Origin of the sequence: Aeromonas sp. QDB62 (assembly GCF_027705695.1) — a bacterium.
GTDB classification, from domain to species: domain Bacteria; phylum Pseudomonadota; class Gammaproteobacteria; order Enterobacterales; family Aeromonadaceae; genus Aeromonas; species Aeromonas allosaccharophila.
The window spans coordinates 1-18,408 of record NZ_JAPDCD010000018.1; the positions used below are offsets into that span (position 1 = coordinate 1).

17 protein-coding genes are annotated in these 18,408 nt (G+C 59.9%); 9 read left to right on the forward strand and 8 right to left on the reverse strand.

What is annotated here, in order from left to right:
* Nucleotides 1-279 precede the first annotated feature (279 nt).
* Nucleotides 280-780, forward strand: coding sequence for a 2TM domain-containing protein (locus OKC27_RS10585; RefSeq protein WP_042059946.1), 501 nt, complete (start codon nucleotides 280-282; stop codon nucleotides 778-780).
* Nucleotides 781-899: 119 nt separating this feature from the next.
* On the opposite strand, the gene OKC27_RS10590 is transcribed toward OKC27_RS10585, so the two are convergent.
* The 6 genes from OKC27_RS10590 to lptD are packed head-to-tail and all read right to left on the reverse strand — an operon-like array spanning nucleotide 900 to nucleotide 7,697.
* Entirely contained in the window at nucleotides 900-1,721 is an 822-nt protein-coding gene (locus OKC27_RS10590; protein WP_111808580.1) for a symmetrical bis(5'-nucleosyl)-tetraphosphatase, read from the reverse strand.
* Between the two features lie 6 nt (nucleotides 1,722-1,727).
* The gene (gene apaG, locus OKC27_RS10595; protein ID WP_182938912.1) at nucleotides 1,728-2,090 is read right to left on the reverse strand and encodes a Co2+/Mg2+ efflux protein ApaG; all 363 of its coding nucleotides are present in this window, start codon (nucleotides 2,088-2,090) and stop codon (nucleotides 1,728-1,730) included.
* A gap of 4 nt (nucleotides 2,091-2,094) precedes the next feature.
* Nucleotides 2,095-2,922 (reverse strand): 16S rRNA (adenine(1518)-N(6)/adenine(1519)-N(6))-dimethyltransferase RsmA, encoded by an 828-nt coding sequence (gene rsmA / locus OKC27_RS10600; protein ID WP_162518047.1) that lies wholly within the window; start codon nucleotides 2,920-2,922, stop codon nucleotides 2,095-2,097.
* Nucleotides 2,912-3,907, reverse strand: coding sequence for a 4-hydroxythreonine-4-phosphate dehydrogenase PdxA (pdxA, locus tag OKC27_RS10605; protein WP_182938913.1), 996 nt, complete (start codon nucleotides 3,905-3,907; stop codon nucleotides 2,912-2,914). Before pdxA ends, rsmA begins: the two co-directional genes overlap by 11 nt.
* Complete coding sequence (gene surA, locus OKC27_RS10610) at nucleotides 3,907-5,205, reverse strand: peptidylprolyl isomerase SurA (protein ID WP_182938914.1); 1,299 nt, start codon at nucleotides 5,203-5,205, stop codon at nucleotides 3,907-3,909. Before surA ends, pdxA begins: the two co-directional genes overlap by 1 nt.
* Nucleotides 5,206-5,231: 26 nt before the next feature.
* Complete coding sequence (gene lptD / locus OKC27_RS10615) at nucleotides 5,232-7,697, reverse strand: LPS assembly protein LptD (RefSeq protein WP_182938915.1); 2,466 nt, start codon at nucleotides 7,695-7,697, stop codon at nucleotides 5,232-5,234.
* Nucleotides 7,698-7,871: 174 nt separating this feature from the next.
* On the opposite strand from lptD, the gene OKC27_RS10620 reads away from it, so the two are divergent.
* Genes OKC27_RS10620 through djlA form a run of 3 tightly spaced genes read left to right on the forward strand, consistent with a single transcriptional unit; the run spans nucleotide 7,872 to nucleotide 10,400 of the window.
* Nucleotides 7,872-8,882, forward strand: a complete 1,011-nt coding sequence (locus OKC27_RS10620) for an aminoglycoside phosphotransferase family protein (protein WP_182938916.1) — start codon at nucleotides 7,872-7,874, stop codon at nucleotides 8,880-8,882.
* Nucleotides 8,879-9,547, forward strand: a complete 669-nt coding sequence (murU, locus tag OKC27_RS10625) for an N-acetylmuramate alpha-1-phosphate uridylyltransferase MurU (RefSeq protein WP_182938917.1) — start codon at nucleotides 8,879-8,881, stop codon at nucleotides 9,545-9,547. The genes OKC27_RS10620 and murU overlap by 4 nt, the downstream gene beginning before the upstream one ends.
* A gap of 19 nt (nucleotides 9,548-9,566) precedes the next feature.
* A complete protein-coding gene (djlA, locus tag OKC27_RS10630) occupies nucleotides 9,567-10,400 on the forward strand; it encodes a co-chaperone DjlA (protein ID WP_182938918.1) in 834 nt (277 codons plus the stop codon).
* 88 nt (nucleotides 10,401-10,488) lie between these two features.
* Here the strand turns inward: djlA and OKC27_RS10635 are convergent, their stop codons facing one another.
* Nucleotides 10,489-11,940: an aminoacyl-histidine dipeptidase gene (locus OKC27_RS10635; protein WP_182938919.1), complete on the reverse strand. Its 1,452-nt coding sequence runs from the start codon at nucleotides 11,938-11,940 to the stop codon at nucleotides 10,489-10,491.
* Between the two features lie 948 nt (nucleotides 11,941-12,888).
* Between OKC27_RS10635 and gpt the strand changes: the two genes are divergently transcribed.
* The 5 genes from gpt to OKC27_RS10660 all read left to right on the forward strand — a co-directional run bounded on the left by gpt (nucleotide 12,889) and on the right by OKC27_RS10660 (nucleotide 17,909).
* Nucleotides 12,889-13,356 (forward strand): xanthine phosphoribosyltransferase, encoded by a 468-nt coding sequence (gene gpt, locus OKC27_RS10640; protein ID WP_058053568.1) that lies wholly within the window; start codon nucleotides 12,889-12,891, stop codon nucleotides 13,354-13,356.
* 172 nt (nucleotides 13,357-13,528) lie between these two features.
* Nucleotides 13,529-14,797 (forward strand): esterase FrsA, encoded by a 1,269-nt coding sequence (frsA, locus tag OKC27_RS10645; protein ID WP_182970461.1) that lies wholly within the window; start codon nucleotides 13,529-13,531, stop codon nucleotides 14,795-14,797.
* A gap of 62 nt (nucleotides 14,798-14,859) precedes the next feature.
* Nucleotides 14,860-15,252, forward strand: a complete 393-nt coding sequence (crl, locus tag OKC27_RS10650) for a sigma factor-binding protein Crl (RefSeq protein WP_042059969.1) — start codon at nucleotides 14,860-14,862, stop codon at nucleotides 15,250-15,252.
* A gap of 181 nt (nucleotides 15,253-15,433) precedes the next feature.
* A complete protein-coding gene (proB, locus tag OKC27_RS10655) occupies nucleotides 15,434-16,537 on the forward strand; it encodes a glutamate 5-kinase (protein ID WP_042656667.1) in 1,104 nt (367 codons plus the stop codon).
* A 118-nt stretch (nucleotides 16,538-16,655) separates the two neighbouring features.
* Nucleotides 16,656-17,909 (forward strand): glutamate-5-semialdehyde dehydrogenase, encoded by a 1,254-nt coding sequence (locus OKC27_RS10660; RefSeq protein ID WP_270806234.1) that lies wholly within the window; start codon nucleotides 16,656-16,658, stop codon nucleotides 17,907-17,909.
* Between the two features lie 96 nt (nucleotides 17,910-18,005).
* Here the strand turns inward: OKC27_RS10660 and OKC27_RS10665 are convergent, their stop codons facing one another.
* Nucleotides 18,006-18,407 (reverse strand): hypothetical protein, encoded by a 402-nt coding sequence (locus OKC27_RS10665; protein WP_058053572.1) that lies wholly within the window; start codon nucleotides 18,405-18,407, stop codon nucleotides 18,006-18,008.
* Nucleotide 18,408: the final 1 nt, after the last annotated feature.

The window sequence follows — 18,408 nt, forward strand, 5'->3', positions numbered from 1 at the left end:
AAAGACAACAAGCCAGCCTTGAATCTTACATCCGAAGAGCAAGCCGTGATAATGCTGGCTTAAACCGATCTCAGGTTGAATAGATAGCGTTTGTCGGGTTGCTGTCGGGTGACCGGCACCTGTCTGCAGTGTTCACAGGCGGTGCTTGAAAACGGCAGAGATGATGATGTTAATCTGTTGATTTAAAAGGAAAGTCAGGTTTATGTCAGGCATCTGTCGTGTCGTTTGTCACATCTGAGCCCGTATGCTGGCCCTGTCAATTACCACAAGGAGTTCGAGATGATCGTCAGGAAGTTGAGATTGCAACGGGGTTGGTCCCAGGATCAGTTGGCGACGATGACTGGTTTGAGTGTTCGCACTATCCAGCGGATCGAGCAGGGGCAGCAACCCGGACTGGAATCTCTCAAGGCCCTGGCCTCCGTCTTTGAACTCGATGTGGCTCAACTGGATGGGTCAGAGCAACAGGAGCGCGAGATGAGAGGAAGTGACACTATGGGTCAGGATGCGGTGCAGGTATCGGCCGAGGAGCGGGCTGCCATGCGCTATGTGGAGGCGCTCAAGGGCTTCTATCACCATGTCGCCAGCTATGTGGTGGTGATCTGCGGGCTGTTTGTCATCAACTACCTGAGCAATCCGGAGTACATCTGGGCCTGGTGGCCAGCACTGGGGTGGGGATTGGGGCTCGCCTCCCATGCCATTCGGGTATTTCAGCCCTTCAAGCTGTTTGGCCCGGAGTGGGAGCGGCGCCAGATCGAGAAGCGGCTGGGGCGCAAGTTGTAACGTCATCCACCGGAAAACAGAGAACATAAAACAGCAAGCCCGGCAGGTTGCCGGGCTTTGTTATTGATGCGGGTCTTGGCAATCCGTGCGGTTGCGACCGCCTGATTGCTGCGTAGCCTCTAGCTGGCGTGAACCGGGCAGGGGGTGGCGATCAGGGCATCATCTTCGTAGCGCCACAAGGTGAGGCTGTTGCCCCAGACGCAGCCGGTATCGAGTGCCTTGATATCGTTCTTGCCGGTGTTGCCCATCAGGGCGGCCCAGTGACCGAACACCAGAATGGGGTCGTCCACGTGATGCTCCCGCTGTTCGAACCAGGGGCGCAGCCCCGGAGTCGACTCCTTGGGCCCCTTCTTGCATTTGAAGTCGAGACGACCATCGAAATAGCAGAAGCGCATCCGGGTGAAGGTGTTGATGATGTAGCGGTAGCGGTCGATCCCGACCAGATCATCTTTCCAACCATCGGGCAGGTCGCCATACATGTTGTGCAGCAGCCAGTGGTACTGATCGCCGCGCAGCAGGCTCTCTACCTCGCGGGCGCAGTTGCGGGCGGTGCGGGCATCCCACGCGGGGGAGATACCGGCATGCACCATCATGATGGGCAGATCAGGATGTTCGGCCAGCAGCGGGCGGTGGCGTAGCCACTCCAGCAGTTCATCCCGATCAGGGGCATCCATCAGGCTCTGCAGCTTGTCTTTCTTCTTGAGCGGCGCGACGCCATTGGCGACCGCCAGCAGGTGCAGGTCGTGGTTGCCGAGCACGGTGACGGCGCGGTTGCCCAACCCTTTGACGAAACGCAGGGTATTGAGGGAGTCCGGGCCGCGGGCGACCAGGTCGCCGCAGAGCCAGAGTACGTCTTTGTCGGGATCGAACGCGGCAAGATCCAGCAGACGGCGCAAGTCGTCGTAACAGCCCTGGATGTCACCGACAAAACAGTTCGCCATGAAACCTCAGTTGATAATATTGGGGATGGCCAGCGTGAAGGGGGCGATAGGCGCCTCGAACTGCTGACCAGAGCCATCTTGCAGGGTATAGCTCCCTTCCATCACCCCGAGCGGGGTCGCCAGCGGCACGCCGCTCTGGTAGCGGTAGGTATCACCTTCGGCAATGACGGGTTGCTCCCCGACCACGCCCGGGCCTGCCACTTCCAGCATCTTGCCATTGGCATCGGTGATGAGCCAGCACCGGTGCAGCAGTTGCACCGGGCCGGGCCCCAGATTCTCAATCTCGATCAGATAGTGAAACTGGTAAGGGTCTTGGGAGCCCGCCACATACACGGGGTATGGGCGGATCTCGATGTGCGGGTGAGCCACAGGATCAGGCCTGTTGCTGATCCGCCAGCCAGTTGGCGATGATGACGAACTGCTCGAGGGAGAGGTTCTCCGGGCGCAGGTTGCCATCGATACCAAGCTCGGTCAGCTGGGCGTCGGTGATGAAGTTGGAGAAGCTGTTGCGGATGGTCTTGCGACGCTGGCCAAAGCCCTCGGTACAGACGCGACTCAGGCAGCGCATGTCTTTCGCGACCAGAGTCGGGTTCTTGTGGGGGATCAGGCGAACCACGGCAGAGTCCACTTTCGGCGCCGGTTTGAAGGCGCCCGGGCCCACTTCCAGCACAGGCACAACCTGGCAGTAGTACTGCACCATGACGCTCAGACGACCATAGGCCTTGCTGCCCGGGCCGGCACACATCCGCAATACCACCTCTTTTTGCAGCATGAAGTGCATGTCTTCAACCCGGTCGGCAAATTCGCACAGGTGGAAGATGAGCGGGGTGGAGATGTTGTAGGGCAGGTTGCCGAAGATACGCAACGGCGGCTTGCCTTCACCCATCAGGGTGCCGAAGTCAAAACGCATGGCATCTGCTTCGATGACGGTCAGTTTGTCCTTGAGGGTCGGGTGCTCGCGCAGGCGAGCGGCCAAGTCCCGGTCAAGTTCGACCACGGTCATTTTGTCCATCTGGGAGGCGACCGGCTCGGTCAGCGCGGCCAGACCCGGACCGATCTCCACCAGATTCTGACCCGGCTGCGGGTTGATGGCGGCGACGATCTGGTCGATCACATAGCGGTCGTGCAAGAAGTTCTGACCGAAACGCTTACGGGCCGTGTGACCCATGTGCACCTTATTGCTCTGCACCTTACTGCTCATATCTTTTTTTCTCTACCATCTTGATGGCGTGGTTAATCGCGGTGATCAGGCTGCCCGAATCCGCCAGGCCCTTGCCTGCCAGATCCAGCGCGGTGCCGTGATCCACCGAAGTGCGGATGAAGGGAAGCCCCAGGGTGATATTGACCGAACTGCCGAAGCCCTTGTATTTGAGCACAGGCAGCCCCTGGTCGTGGTACATGGCGAGTACCGCATCCGCATCCTTGAGGTATTTATCCTGGAACAGGGTGTCGGCCGGCAGGGGGCCGACCAGATCGATCCCCTCCTGGCGCAGCGTGGCCAGAGCGGGTTCGATCACGTCAATCTCTTCACGTCCGAGATGGCCACCTTCCCCGGCATGGGGGTTGAGGCCGCAGACGTAAATACGGGGTTTGGCGATGCCAAACTTGGTGGCGAGATCCTCGTTGAGGATCCTGATCACCTTGCCGAGGCGATCCTCGGTGATGGCCATTGCCACATAGGCCAGCGGAATATGGGTGGTCGCCAGCGCGACCCGCAGCCCCTCGGTTGCCAGCATCATCACCACATCGGCGGTGCCCGACTGCTGGGCAAAGAACTCGGTGTGGCCGCTGAACGAGACCCCGGCCTGATTGATGATCCCCTTGTGCACCGGTCCGGTCACCACGGCGGCAAATTCGCCGCTCATATTGCCATCGCAGGCGCGTTGCAGGGTTGCCAACACATAGGCGCCATTGCCTTCGTTCAGCTCGCCTGGCACCACGGGGGCGCCGAGGGTGATCGGACAGACGGTCAGGGTGCCCGCCCGCTGCGGATGGGCAGGGGCGGCGGTATCGTAGGGCTCAAGCTCGATGCTGAGCCCCAGCAGGGCGGCCCGCTCGCGCAGCAGCGCCGGATCGGCAATCACCACCAGCTGGTGGGGCCAATCCTGCTGGGCAATCTGCAGCACCAGATCCGGGCCGATCCCGGCCGGTTCGCCCGGGGTAACGGCAAGGCGACGGCAGCTCATCAGCTACCAGCGCCTTCGATCTGGATGTAGGCCTCGTCACGCAGCTCATCCAGCCACGCCTGGGACTCTTCGACGAAGCGGCGGTTGTAGATCAGCTGGTAGGCGCGCTGCTCCTGAGCCTTGTCGGTGGCATCCTGGCTGCGGCGATCTTCCACCTGCACGATGTGCCAGCCGTGGCTGGTACGGAACGGGGCACTGATCTGGCCCGGTTGCAGACGGTTGACCATGTCGCGGAACTCCGGCACATAGACGTTGGGATCAGACCAGCCCAGTTCGCCACCTTGCACCGCAGAGCCCGGATCTTCGGAGTACTTCTCCGCCATGCTGGCGAAGTTGGCCTTGCCGCTCTTGATGTCGTGCAGAATGCCGTCCAGCATCCCCTTGGCCTTCTCTTCGCTCAGGATGATAGAGGGTTTGATCAGGATATGGCGGGCCTTCACCTCGGTCTGCATCACTTGCTGCTGACCCTTGGTGTCGAACACCTTGACGATGTGCAGACCGGCGCCGGAGCGCAGCGGGCCGACGATGTCGCCCTTCTTGGCACCCTGCACCGCTTCCGCCATCAGGGTCGGCATCTCTTGCGGGCTCATCCAGCCCCAGTCGCCCCCTTCCAGCGCCTTAGGACCGTTACTCTCGGCAATGGCCAGTTTGCGGAAGTCGGCACCTTGCTTGAGGGCGGCCAGAATGCGCTCGATCTTGCTCTTGGCGGCATCCAGCTGGGCGGCAGTGGGGTTGTCCGGCAGGGCAATCTGGATATGGCCGACGTGGTATTCGTTCTGCTGTTGACCCTGTTTCTTCAGGATCTCCACCACCTGCTTCACCTCCTGCTCGGAGATGTTGATACGGCGGCGCACCTGGTTGCGGCGCACCTCGTTCATCAGGATCTCGCGGCGAACCTCTTCCCGATACTGGGCATAGGTCATCCCTTCACGGGCGAGCTGGGCACGCAACTGATCCAGGGTCATCTTGTTGTCGGCGGCGATGCCCTGAATAGCCTGTTCCAGCTGGGTATCGCTGATCTTCAGCCCCTGGCGATCCGCCAGTTGCAGTTGCAGGCTCTCCTGGATCAGACGATCCAGCGCCTGTTTGCGCAGGGTGGCGTCGTCAGGCAGGGACTGGCCGCTCTCCTGGGCGGAGAGTTTTACCTTGTTGACCAGTGCGTCCTGTTGACTGGACAGCACTACGTCCTTGTTGACCACGGCCAGCACCTTGTCCATCAGCTCGGGTGCAGCCAGTGCGGCTTGGCTCATGGCGCCGAACATTCCCGCGGTCAGCAGGGCAATCAGGGTCTTTTTCATATCCATCTCTCAAGGCTGGGCCAGCATCATTGCTGGCCTTTCAGATTAAACGGGCGAACATAGGGCAACAGCTCGGTATCCAGCGTGACACTGCGGCCACCGGTACCCACGCTGCCAAGTCCCTTCATTTCAAACTGCAGACCAATGACTTTTTCCGAAGTGGGGGTCAGGGTGACGTTGTCCGGCTGGTTGTGCCACTCCAGGCTCATGTTGATACTCCAGCAGCAGGAGTCGTATTTGACACCGATCTTGCGGTCAATGTTCACATCCTGCTTGATATCACGGTAGTAACCACCATACATCTGCCACTGATCGGCGATCGGCGCCATCACTACCAAACCCGCCTGGCTCAGATCTTCCGCCAGCGCCATATTGGTCGGATTACGGTAGTCCAGGTTGCCATCCTTGATGTAGCGGTAGTTGACCTGGGTGGTCAGCTTGCCGGTCCGGTACTCCACCGCACCGTTGCCTGCGGTAAATTCACCTTCCGAGGTGTCGTACTGGGTGCCCGCATGGGCGAACCACTCATCGGTGATGCGGGCATCCCCCTCAAACGACAGCAGCGAGCGGGCGTTGGTGCTTTCCGGATCGGACGGGTAGAGGCGCACCTTGGGTGGCGTCATCTCGAAGGCCTGGGCCACCGCCAGACGCAACCGCTCATCACCCGCATTGTCATAGACCCGGCTGGTCAGGCCAACGGTGATCCGGTTGGCATCACTGATGCGGTCGAGACCGGCAAAGCGGCGATCGCTGAACAGGCTGTAGTAGTCCTGACGGGTGGTGGTGGAGTCGTAGATCCCGATCTCGTCCTGATTTTTGTAAGGGATATAGAGGTACTGGAACTCGGGTTCCAGGGTCTGGGTACCCTTGCCATCATACCAGTCGAGCGGCCGATCGAAGTTGACGCCCCCCTTGAGGCGGAAGGATGGCAGGGTGCGGGTAATGGTGCCGTCTTTCAGGGTCAGCTGTTTGCTGTCTGCATCGGTGAAGCGGCTGCGGTCCGTATAGACCAGATCTTTGGGCACCTCCTGGTTGTAGGAGGTAAACATCAGTTTGTACTGGCTGGTCAGGTAGTAACCCGGCGCATCCACCAAGGGGACGGTCAGGGTCGGTGCCAGATGCAGACGGGTGGCGGTGTAGCGTTCACCGGCCTGCTGGGTAGTGGCACTGCCGCTGTCATAGCCAAACTTGGTCAGCTCGCTGTTCCAGGCCAGATCGAACCACTTGCCCTGCTGGAAGTAGTTGTGGTCGATGCGCGGCAGCATCTCGTGGGGCAGCAGCGCATACGGACTCAGGATCTGGTAGCGGCGCACCTCGGAGGTAAGGTTCCAGTTGTGCTGGTAGTAACCGGCGGTAAAAGATTGCTGCAACTGGCTGTCGACCTGGGTGCCTACTTGCGGGCTGAAGTCGTTGAAGTAGTTGTAGTCCTTATCCCGCACCTGGGTGTAGTCGATGCCAAAGCGCAGTGAACCATCCATCAGGGTTGAGCCGTGACGGACATTCATCAAATAGCGATGGCCATCGGAGAGGTACGGAGTGCCGGTCGCAGGGTTGGTGAAACTAGAGTTGCCCGCGGCATACTGCTTGTCATCCGCCAGATTTTCAAAATAGAGGGTGCCGGTGTGGGCGGGGTCCGGCATGTAGCGGAACTCCACCTGCTCCATCAGGCCGCGCTTGTCCATAAAACGGGAGGTGATGGTGGCATCGTAGTTGGGAGCAATGTTCCAGTAGAAGGGCTGGGTGATATCCATGCCGTTGCTGGAGCTTTGCTTGTAACCCGGGTAGAGCAGACCTGTCTTCCGCTCATCCTTGATGGGGAAGTTGATATAGGGGAAGTAGAACACCGGATAGTCATAGAGCCAGAGGCTGGCGTTCCAGGCTTCGCCGAACACCTCTTTCTGGTCGATGTCGATGCTGCCCGCCTTGAGGGTCCACACTTCCTGACCGGGGGGGCAGGTGGTGTACTGGGCCCCCTCCATGGTGATGTTCTGGTTGTTGTTGGTCATCACCACGCGTTTGGCAAAGCCGCGTACCGGTGAGCCATGCACCTGATATTTGCCCTCTTCCAGTTCGGAGTTCTTGGTATCCAGGTTGGATTTGAGGGTCTTGTCGCTGGTGACGGTCACCTGACCGTCGTTGTAATAGATGTTGCCGATGGCGATGACATCCCGGCTCTTCTGGTCGAGCTGGGCGTAGTCGGAGTCAAACTTGCGAACACCCTGACGAACCTTGACGTCGCCTTCATAGACGGCGGTGCCGCCCTGTTTGGCCTCGAGACGGTCGGCATCAACCTCGACCGGCTGTGCGTTGGCCTCCTGATCCGATACAGGCTTCTCTATCTTGGGAACATAGTCATAGCAGAGACTATCGAGAATGCCGGTGGCTGGCGGCGTTTCGAACGGGGCTGCCTGCACCACCATTGGGGCGAGTGCGGGGGCCAGGCTGATAGTCAGGGCGATGGGATAGCGGTACCCCAGTGTCCATTTGGTCATGTGAAAGACTCGTGCAATCCGTGATAGATACGGTTGATCCAAGGCATGCATTTTACGACAGGTTTCATCGAGTTGACATTGCATGTCATTGCTTTATGTTAGCCGGCAATGATAAAGCATTATTGCGGCCAGGGCTAACAGCCAAGTGCTGCTTTCCACCTTGGTCTTCTACTTATGCACGATCGCGATTCCCTGCTATTGCAGTGGGCACGCCGTATTTCCGGCGATGCCACTCTCACGCTTACCCTCATTTCCGGTGATGCCAGTTTCCGCCGCTACTCTCGTGGTGGTGGTCTGGTGTGGGTGGATGCCAATCCGAAAACCGAAAAAAATCATGAATTTGTTCGTAACGCTGCCGCCTTGCAGGCGCGTCAGTTGCTGGCGCCAGAGGTCAAGGCGGTGGACTACGAACAGGGCTTGCTGGCGGTCACTGACCTGGGCGATACCCAGCTGATCAGCTGCCTGAATGAACAAAACGTATTGGCCTGGTATGGCAAAGCCATTGATCTGCTGCCCCGACTGGGGGCGGTCGAACTGGCGCTTGAGCCCTTCGATACGGCTTTTATGGCACGGGAGAACAGCATTTTCCCCGAGTGGCTGCTTGGCCATCATCTGCAACTGACCCTGAGCCATGAAGAGCAGCAGTTGCTGGACGAGACCTTTGCCTGCCTCACCGCCTGCAATCTGGCCCAGCCGCAAGGGGTGATGCATAGGGATTTCCACAGTCGCAACCTGATGGTGTGTGGCGGTGATACCCCCGAGAGCAGCCGGCTGGCCATCATCGATTTTCAGGACATGGTCATCGGGCCCCTGAGCTATGACCTGGTCTCCCTGCTCAAAGATTGTTACGTGCGCTGGCCGGATGAGGTGATCGATGAAGGGATGCGCCACGGTTTTGCCACCCTGCAACAGGCGGGGCTGCTTGGCGAGCTCGATTATGCCAGTTTCCGTCGTGGTGCCGACCTGACCGGCATGCAGCGCCACCTCAAGGCGGCCGGGATCTTCACCCGGCTCTATCATCGCGACGGCAAGTCCGGTTATCTGAAGGATATTCCCCGCACTCTCGGCTACGTAGTGGATGCCTGTCGCACTCACGGTAGCGCCTATCCGGTACTGGCCCGTTTTGGTCAGTGGCTGGAGCAGGTGGTGTTGCCCGGGATAGCCAACGCTGGAGTGAAACCATGAAGGCGATGATCCTGGCCGCTGGCCGTGGCGAGCGGATGCGCCCGCTGACCGACCTGCTGCCCAAGCCGCTGCTGGCGGTGGGGGGCAAACCGCTCATCGTCCACCATATCGAAAAGTTGAAGTCAGCTGGCGTGACCGAGCTGGTGATCAACCACGCCTGGCTCGGCCACAAGCTGGTCGAAGTGCTCGGTGATGGCAGTTCGCTTGGGGTGACCATCCACTGGTCAGCCGAGGAGAGTGCGCTGGAGACCGCGGGCGGCATAGTGCAGGCGCTGCCACTGCTGGGCGCAGACCCTTTTCTGGTGATCAACGGCGATACCTGGCTCGATCTCGATTATCACACACTGGTCAGCCAGCCCCTTGGCGATGATCTGGCCCACCTCTGGCTGGTGCCCAATCCGCCCCAGCATCCGAGCGGGGACTTTGCCCTGCAAGGAGGGCGAGTCATAGATACGCCAGCGTTTACCTTTAGCGGGGTCGGACTATATGATCCGGCTGCCTTTGCCGGTCTCGCGGGCGGCGCCCGTAAGCTGGCGCCGCTGCTGCGTGACTGGATGGCGCAAGGGCGGGTGGGCGGCAGCCTGCTCGCTGGCGAGTGGCGCGATATCGGCACGGTCGATCGACTGCGCGAGCTGGATGACCAGCTCCAGGCCCGCACTCATTAACTTCAAGAGGTCTTGAACCATGCGTATTTGGGGTAAGGTGCTGGGCGCCTTCTTCGGTTTTCTGCTCGGCAATATCATCGGCGCCCTGATTGGCCTGTGGATTGGCCACCGTTTCGACCGTGGCATGGGGCTGCAGGGGGCGTTTCGTCGCGGCCCGAGTCAGGCGCAGCAAGCCATCTTCTTCCACGCCACCTTCTCGGTGATGGGTCACATCGCCAAGTCCAGTGGTCAGGTGACCGAGCAGGAGATCCGGGTTGCCTCCAACCTGATGGATCGGATGCGGCTGGTGGGCGAACAGCGTGCCCGGGCGCAGGAGTCGTTCCGTCTCGGTAAAGAGGCCGACTTCCCGTTGCGCGAGACCCTGGCCGAGTTTCGCCGTGCCAGTCTGGGGCAGCGCGACATTCTGCGCTTCTTCCTCGAGGTGCAGTTACAGGCGGCCTTTGCCGACGGGCGGGTAGAGGAGGGCGAGCGCGCCATTCTGCACACCATTGCCGACGAGCTGGGGTTCAGTCGCATCGAGCTGGCCCGCATTCTGGCGATGGCCGAGGCGCAGATGAACTTCTTCAATCAGGCCCATGGTCAGTATCAGGGGGGCAGTGCGGGTGGCCAGCAGTATCGGCAGGAGCCGCCCTCTGCGGATCGCCTCAAGAATGCCTACCAGTTGCTTGGGGTGAGCGAGAGCGACAGCGATCAGGATATCAAGCGCGCCTACCGCAAGGAGATGAGCAAGCATCACCCGGACAAGCTGGCCGCCAAGGGGCTGCCGCCTGAGATGATGGAGATGGCCAAGGAGAAGACCCAGGAGATCCAGCAAGCCTGGGAGTGGATCCGCGAGGCACGCGGCATTCGTTAAGCGCCAAAGCCTGATAGACCTGAACAGCAGACAATAAAAAGCCCCGCAGCAGTGCGGGGCTTTGTTTTGTTGTTTTATCCGGGCTGGCTTACTTGGCCGGAATGGCTTCCAGCACGTGCACCAGCAGTTGCCAGAAACGCTCGACTGCCGGGATGTGCACCTTCTCGTCAGGGGAGTGAGCACCACGGATGGTCGGGCCGAAGGAGACCATGTCCCACTCCGGATAGGCGCTCTTGAACAGACCGCACTCGAGACCGGCGTGGATCACCATGACATTGGGCATGGTGCCAAACAGAGTCTGGTAGCTGTTGCGCACCAGCGCCATGACGGGGGAGTCCACGTTCGGCGCCCAACCCGGATAGGCACCGGTGAATTCGCAGCTGGCACCCGCCAGGGTGAACAGGGAGCGGGTCATCTGCTCGATGCTCTCGCGGCCGGAATCGATCAGGGAGCGGATCAGGCACTGGACGTACACTTCACCATCCTGAGTCTTGATGACCCCCAGGTTGGTTGAGGTTTCGGTCACGCCGGGCATGGCATCGCTCATGCGCATCACGCCGTTCGGGCAGGCCAGCAGGGCATCCAGCAGGCGTTGCTGCAGGGAGACGCTCATCAGCTTGGCCGGTTTGGCGGCGCCGTTGACCAGCAGGGTCAGGTTCGGCTCGGTGGCGGTCAGTTCGGTCTGGTAGATACCGGTATAGCGGTCAACCAGCGCCTTGAACTCGTTCACGCTGGCGGCGGGCACCAGCAGGGTTGCGCGGGCTTCGCGCGGGATGGCGTTGCGCAGGGTGCCGCCGTGGATCTCGGCCAGACGAATACCCAGCGGCTCGGCTGCTTTGAGCAGACGCACCAGCAGCTTGTTGGCGTTGCCACGACCGCGATGGATGTCGCAACCTGAGTGACCGCCACGCAGCCCTTTGACCGCCAGCTCGAACGCTTCGCCTTCGCTGGCGTCAACCAGCTCGAGCGGGAAGCGGATATTGGCATCCACACCGCCAGCGCAGCCCATATAGACCTCGCCATCCTCTTCGGAGTCGGTGTTGAGCAGGATTTCGCCCTCCAGCCAGCCCGCTTCCAGACCGAAGGCGCCGGTCATGCCGGTCTCTTCGTCGGTGGTCAGCAGCACTTCCAGTGGGCCGTGCTTGATGGTCTTGTCAGCCAGCACCGCCAGGCAACCGGCCATGCCGATGCCGTTGTCGGCACCCAGAGTGGTGCCACGGGCAGTGACCCACTCGCCATCCACATAGGCATCGATGGGATCGGTCGCGAAGTCGTGCTGGGTGTCGGCGTTGGCTTGCGGCACCATGTCGATGTGCGCTTGCAGCACCACGGCTTTGCGGTTTTCCATCCCCGGGGTGGCCGGTTTCTTGATGATGATGTTGCCGACCTTGTCCTGCTTGACTGCCAGACCTTCTTCCTGTGCCCACTGAATGATCCAGGCGCTCAGTTTGGCTTCATGCTTGGAAGGGTGGGGAATGGAGCAGATCTGTTCGAAGAAATGCCAAATCAGTTTGGGAGAGAGAGAGCTAAGCTGTGCCACGTCGGGACTCCTTACCAGCACGGAATAAACAGGGCCCCATCAGCGGGCCGGGGAAGAGGGTAACGATAATACAGTCAATCACACAAAAATGTGAGCAATCAGCGCAAATCGCAGGCAGCTTGTGCTGGGCCATGGCAACCAGGCAGTACGATCGTCAGGTTTGGACGACGCTGGCCGGTAGAAAAGAAATTATGTGACCGATCTCACAAAAAAGTTGAATTTAACGCGCCGACTGGTAAATTAGCTTCCGTGGTTCGCCACCCGTCAGGATGACGATGAAAGCCTCCAGGGAACCGAAGCAAAGCAAGTGCGCCTCCATGGAACCGAGTGTTCGTTCAAGGATTTGAGCCCGCATTAAAGGTACGTAACTTGTTAAGCAATCAGGAGTTTCAATATGCCAGGCAGCAACTCAACCTATTGGTTTGCCCCGTCTTTGTATACCCAGGGTTTCAGCTACCCTAACCCCTTCGTCACTCGTCGCTAAGACGAGCTGCCTGACCGGGCAGAGGCGAGAAAGCAGCAGGTGCGTGAGGTCAAACCTCCCCCTGCTATTTTTTTATCTGCGATTTGCCGCTACGCCCATTTTGATGTCATTAGCAGCAGCGACAGATTGGTCGTTTGGCTCTCTTGATGTGCCAAATGGAGAGGTTGATGCCGATTTTTCCTGAATTTGGCATACGTTTGCCAGGCATTTTCTCTGTAAACGGTGCTATCATATCGGCCCAACAGCCTGTCCGCGGTTTGGACACATCATCGAACCGATCGCCGGATACGCCCATCTTGCTTCCATTGTTATCAGATTTGCTGCCGAGGCTCAGCCCTGAGGCAGCCGAAGTGCAATCTGAATTCAGTCGGGCAAGGGCCGCCATTTGCTGGCATCCGCAGGGAAATCTGCGGGTGTCATTATTTTAAGTGATTGTTTTTATATAACTATTTGAGATCGATAACATGCCGAAAAAGTTCTATGTGTCGTGGGACAACCTGCAACGTGAAGCTCGTCGTCTGGCCCGTCGTCAGCTGCCTGTCAGCCAGTGGAAAGGTATCATCGCGGTCAGCCGTGGTGGTCTGGTGCCCGCTGCCCTGATGGCCCGTGAACTTGGCATTCGTAATGTGGAAACCCTCTGCATCTCCAGCTATGACCACGACAACCAGCGCGAGCTGGTGGTCGTGAAGGCCGCCACCACAGCCGGTGACGGCGAAGGCTGGCTGGTGGTGGAAGATCTGGTGGACACCGGCACCACCGCCAAGGCGATCCGCGAGCTCTACCCGAAAGCCAAGTTCATCGCGATCTTCGCCAAGCCGATGGGCGAAGCGCTGCTGGACGATTTCGAAGTGGCGATCCCGCAGGATACCTGGATCGAACAGCCGTGGGATATGGCGCTGGAGTTCGCCACACCGATCTGCGACGAACAGTAACAGGATCGGAATTTGACGTTCACTGCGTCAATTGGCCGCACGCGGCAAGAATGGTTTCACAGGGCTCCAATTAGGAGCCCTGTTTTTTTGTCTATCAATCTGTTGCGGGGTGGCTGAGTGGCGCTAAAAGTGGTTAAGATGGGCCATTGCCTGATATGAATGAGACACTATCTTGGACTTGAACGACGACCTAAACCTGACCGAACAGCTCTTTACCCGCGTCAAGAAGGTATTGGAAACATCCGAGATCTCCAACTCCAGTGCGGCTGATCTGGCGGAGGCCGCGTCAGACGAGATGTTTATCGACGGCTCCATGTCAAAGAGCTGGTATCGCCTGCTGCGCCGACCCTCCTGGGCCTGGCAGGGGGCTGATCCGATCGAGGTGGAGCAGACCCTGGCCCGCATCGCCATGGCGACGGGGGAGCGCACTCACGACTGCTATCTCGATACCATCAAGGGCTATGTGCCCGGCAACTGGATCTACGAGTGGAGCCAGGTGGCTGGCAACTACTTCAAGCAGGGCCGCGAGCTGCGCGAGCAGGGGGATGCCGCGGGCGCGCTGAAACAGCTGCTCAAGGCGGTTCGCTACTACTCCATCGCCAGCTATCCCCATCTCAAAGACGACGAACTGGCGGATCAGGCCCAACTGCTCGGCAACATGGCCTATCGCGAGGCGGGTCGGCTGTTCAAGGTGCCGCTCAAAGAGATCCAGGTGCCCTTTCGCGGCAAGAATATTCAGGGTTATCTCCACCTGCCGACCACCGACAAACCGGTGCCGCTGGTGATCATTAGCGGCGGGATCGACTCACTGCAGCTCGATTTCCTCAACTTCTATCTCAAGCGACTCGAACCCCATGGCATCGGCATGCTCTCTCTCGACATGCCGGGTATCGGCTATGCCGAGCATTGGCCGCTGGTGCAGGATACCAGCCGACTCCATCAGGCGGTGCTGCACTACCTCTCCGAGGTGGCCTGGGTCGATCATCAGCGTATCGCCATGGTGGGGATGCGTCTGGCGGGGAATGTCGCCGCCAGATTGGCCTTTATCGAACCGTTCAAGCTGCGTACCGTGGTCTGTGTCGGGGCCGGGGTCAATCAGGTGTTTACCAATCAGGAGCTGTTTGCCAAGTGCCCGCGCATGATGCGGGACAGTCTGGCCAACCGGTTGGGGGCCGATGCGGCGCAGTGGGATGGCATGCGCACCAAGTGCCAGGTATTTTCACTGAAAACGCAAGGATTACTGGGGACTCGCACCTCTGTGCCGATATTGAGTATTGGACACAAGCGAGATTTTATTTGTCCCGAGCAGGATGTACGGGCATTGGCGGCGGCCAGTCGTAACGGCAAGGCCATCGTTTTCGACAAGCAGCCTTTGCTGGAGGTGTATGACAAGGCGCTGGACGAAATCGTCGAGTGGCTGAAACAGCATTTGTGTACCTGATATTGCGCTAAAAAACTGACGCCATCCCGAGGTGGCGCGGCTTGTTTAACAGGGAGGTTAACATGTCTGAAAAAGTGACCTACAAGCGACTGCTGCGGCAGTTTGCTGCCATTGGCCCCTATTTGCGCGAAGATCTCTGCGAAGAGGGGCGTTATCGTTTCGACTGCCTGTCGGTCTGCGTCAGCGCCAAGCCGGCGCCGGACAAACGGGAGTTCTGGGGCTGGTGGCTGGTGCTGGAGCAGGACGATCACCATTTCCGTTATCACTATCAGCTCGGTTTCTACAATGCTGACGGTGAGTGGCTGGACAAGCCGATCCCCAAGAAGCACCAGGTCGAGGTGGAGCGAACCCTCAACCGTTTCTACAAGCTCATCAGCGACAAACTGACGGCATTGGAGTGCCAGCTGGTGCCTGCCGAGCAGGTCACCAACGAGTTGAGCGTCACCGCAGCCTGATCCCTGATGCCCGGCAAGCCGCGTTACGCTGCTTGCCGGGCCATCAGTCAGTTATTTTCCACTCCGCTCGCAACAATCAAGGCCTTTTCCCCCATCTCCCCACCTCGGCGTTAATTGCCTTGCAGGGCTCCATGGCCGTGGGTATAAAGATATTCCTTACTTTTTTAGCCTTTATGCTCCCATGGAAAACAGAACCATAGTCGTCAAGTTGGGCACCAGCGTGCTTACAGGGGGGTCTTCCCAGCTCAATCGTGCCCATATGGTCGAGCTGGTCAGACAGTGTGCGGCCTTGCACCGTCACGGCCATCGGGTCGTGGTCGTCACATCAGGGGCTATCGCCGCCGGGCGTGAACATCTGGGCCACCCGCCACTGGCGCCAACCCTGCCCAACAAGCAGATGCTGGCGGCGGTCGGTCAGACCCAGCTTATTCGGGTATGGCAGGATCTGTTCAACCTCTATGGCCTGCATATCGGCCAGATGCTGCTGACCCGCGCCGATCTGGAGGATCGCGAACGCTACCTCAATGCCCGCGACACCCTGCGTACCCTGCTCGATCACCGGATCATTCCGGTGATCAACGAAAACGACGCGGTGGCGACCGCCGAGATCAAGGTGGGCGACAACGACAACCTCTCCGCCCGTGCCGCCATCCTGGCCGATGCGGATCTGCTGATCTTGCTGACCGACCAGAAGGGGCTGTTTACCGCCGATCCGCGCACCAATCCGGATGCCCAGCTGATCGAAGAGGTGCAGACCATCGACGATACCCTGCGCTCGCTGGCGGGTGACAGCGTCAGTGGCCTTGGCACCGGCGGCATGGCTACCAAGCTGCAGGCGGCCGATGTGGCGCGCCGTGCCGGGGTCAACGTGGTGATCGCCACCGGCCAGATGCCGGAGGTGATCGGTCGTCTCGCCAAGGGCGAGCGGATCGGCACCCTGTTCCCGGCGCTGGCTTCCCCGCTGGAGGGGCGCAAGAGCTGGATTTTGGCAGGCCCACCCCCTCACGGCGAAGTGCAGGTGGATCAGGGGGCTGTCGCCGCCATGAAGGATAAAGGTTCCAGCCTGCTGCCCAAGGGGATCGTCGCGGTCAGGGGCGACTTCATCCGGGGCGATGTGGTGCGCATTCTCGATCCCAAGGGGGTTGAGCTGGCGCGCGGCATCTGCCGTTACGACCATCTGGAGCTGGAGAAGCTGCGCGGTGTTCACTCGGATCAGATTGAGCAGGTACTGGGCTATGGATATGGTTCAGTAGCCATCCATCGAGACGATATGGTGCTGCTCTGAGTGGATCGGTGTTAGCAGCCCAGAGCCAACGATGGCTACGGGATCTGTGGGCTATCCACCGAGATAATAGGGTGCTGCTCTAATCAGGGCGGCACAGCATGAATAAAAGGGAACCGAGATGAGTCTGGAGAAAATGGGGCAGGCGGCCCGTGAAGCCGCCTATCAGCTGGCCACCATCAGCACGGCGCAGAAGAATCGGGCGCTGGCCGCCATCGCCGACGAGCTGGAGGCGCGAAGCGAGCAGATCCTCGCGGCTAACGACAAGGATATCGCGGCTGGCCGTGAGGCCGGCTTGTCAGAAGCCATGCTGGATCGCCTGCTGCTCAATCCGGCCCGGCTGGCCGGGATCGTGGCCGATGTGCGCAAGGTGATCACGCTGGACGATCCGGTCGGCGCCGAAATGGATAGCCGGGTGCTGGAGAACGGCCTGCGGCTCTCCCGTCGGCGGGTGCCCATCGGGGTTATCGGCGTCATCTACGAGGCGCGCCCCAACGTCACCATCGACATCGCCAGCCTCTGCCTCAAGACCGGCAACGCCAGCATACTGCGTGGCGGGCGCGAGACCTTCCACTCCAATCTGGAGCTGGTGCAGGTGATCCAGCATGCGCTGGTCGCCTCCGGCTTGCCGCAGGCGGCGGTGCAGTACATCGACAATCCGGATCGGGCGCTGGTCGGCGAGTTGCTGCGCCTCGATCGTTATGTGGACATGATTATCCCCCGCGGCGGTGCCGGGCTGCACAAGATGTGTAAGGAGAACAGCTCCATCCCGGTCATCATCGGCGGTTTTGGCATCAGCCATATCTTCGTTGACGAGAGTGCCGATCTGGTGCGCTCCCTGGCGGTCATCGACAATGCCAAGGTACAGCGTCCCTCCGCCTGCAACGCCCTCGATACCCTGCTGGTACACGAGAAGGTGGCTGCCACCTTCCTGCCGCAGCTGGTGGCGCTGATGAATGAACGCAAGGTGACCCTGGTGGCCGCGGCCAACGCCATGACTCTGCTGGTGGGTGCCGACAACCTGTGCGAGACGGGGCCGGAAGATTTCGATACCGAGTGGCTGGGGCTGACCCTGGGGGTCAAGCTGGTGGCGGATGTCAACGAAGCGCTGGCTCATATGCGCGAGCATAACGCCGGTCACTCCGATGCCATCCTGACCAACGATCTGGCCAACGCCGAGCGTTTCGTCAATGGCGCCGGTTCGGCGGCGGTCTACGTCAACGCCTCGACTCGCTTCACCGATGGCGGCCAGTTTGGACTGGGTGCTGAAGTGGCGGTCTCGACCCAGATGCTGCATGCCCGCGGCCCCATGGGGTTGACCGAGCTCACCAGCTACAAGTGGGTGGGGCAGGCCGATTACCTCAGCCGGGCCTGATAAGAGGCTGTTTCACATACAAAAATGCCGACCACATGGTCGGCATTTTTTTCACTGGTATCGCGTCGATACCATGTAGTGCGCTATCGCTCGGGGTCATTCCCCCTGATAGAGCACCTTGTCACCGGACTTGAGCACATAACCCTTCCAGGGGAAGAGGATGTAGTCGCCACCTTGCCAGGACCAGTTGCCTTCCGCACCCTGACGGGTCAGCGCAAGCAGCTCGCCGCTTGGCAGATGCAGTTCGGCCTGCGTCTGGTCAGCGTTGAACAGCACGAAAGCGCTGCTGGTTTGGCTGGTATCGGTCGGGTTCAGTCGTACGCCCTGTTCAAACAGGCGCACGCACTGGTTGGTCAGTGGTGACCACTGGTAACCGGCACTGCCGATACAGCCGTGGCTGTCGCGATCACTGCCTGGCATAGTGCCTGTCATAGGTTGCTCCGGTGCGCTGCAGGCGGCCAATAGCAGAGAGGCGGCCAGCAGAGTCAAGGTTCTCATG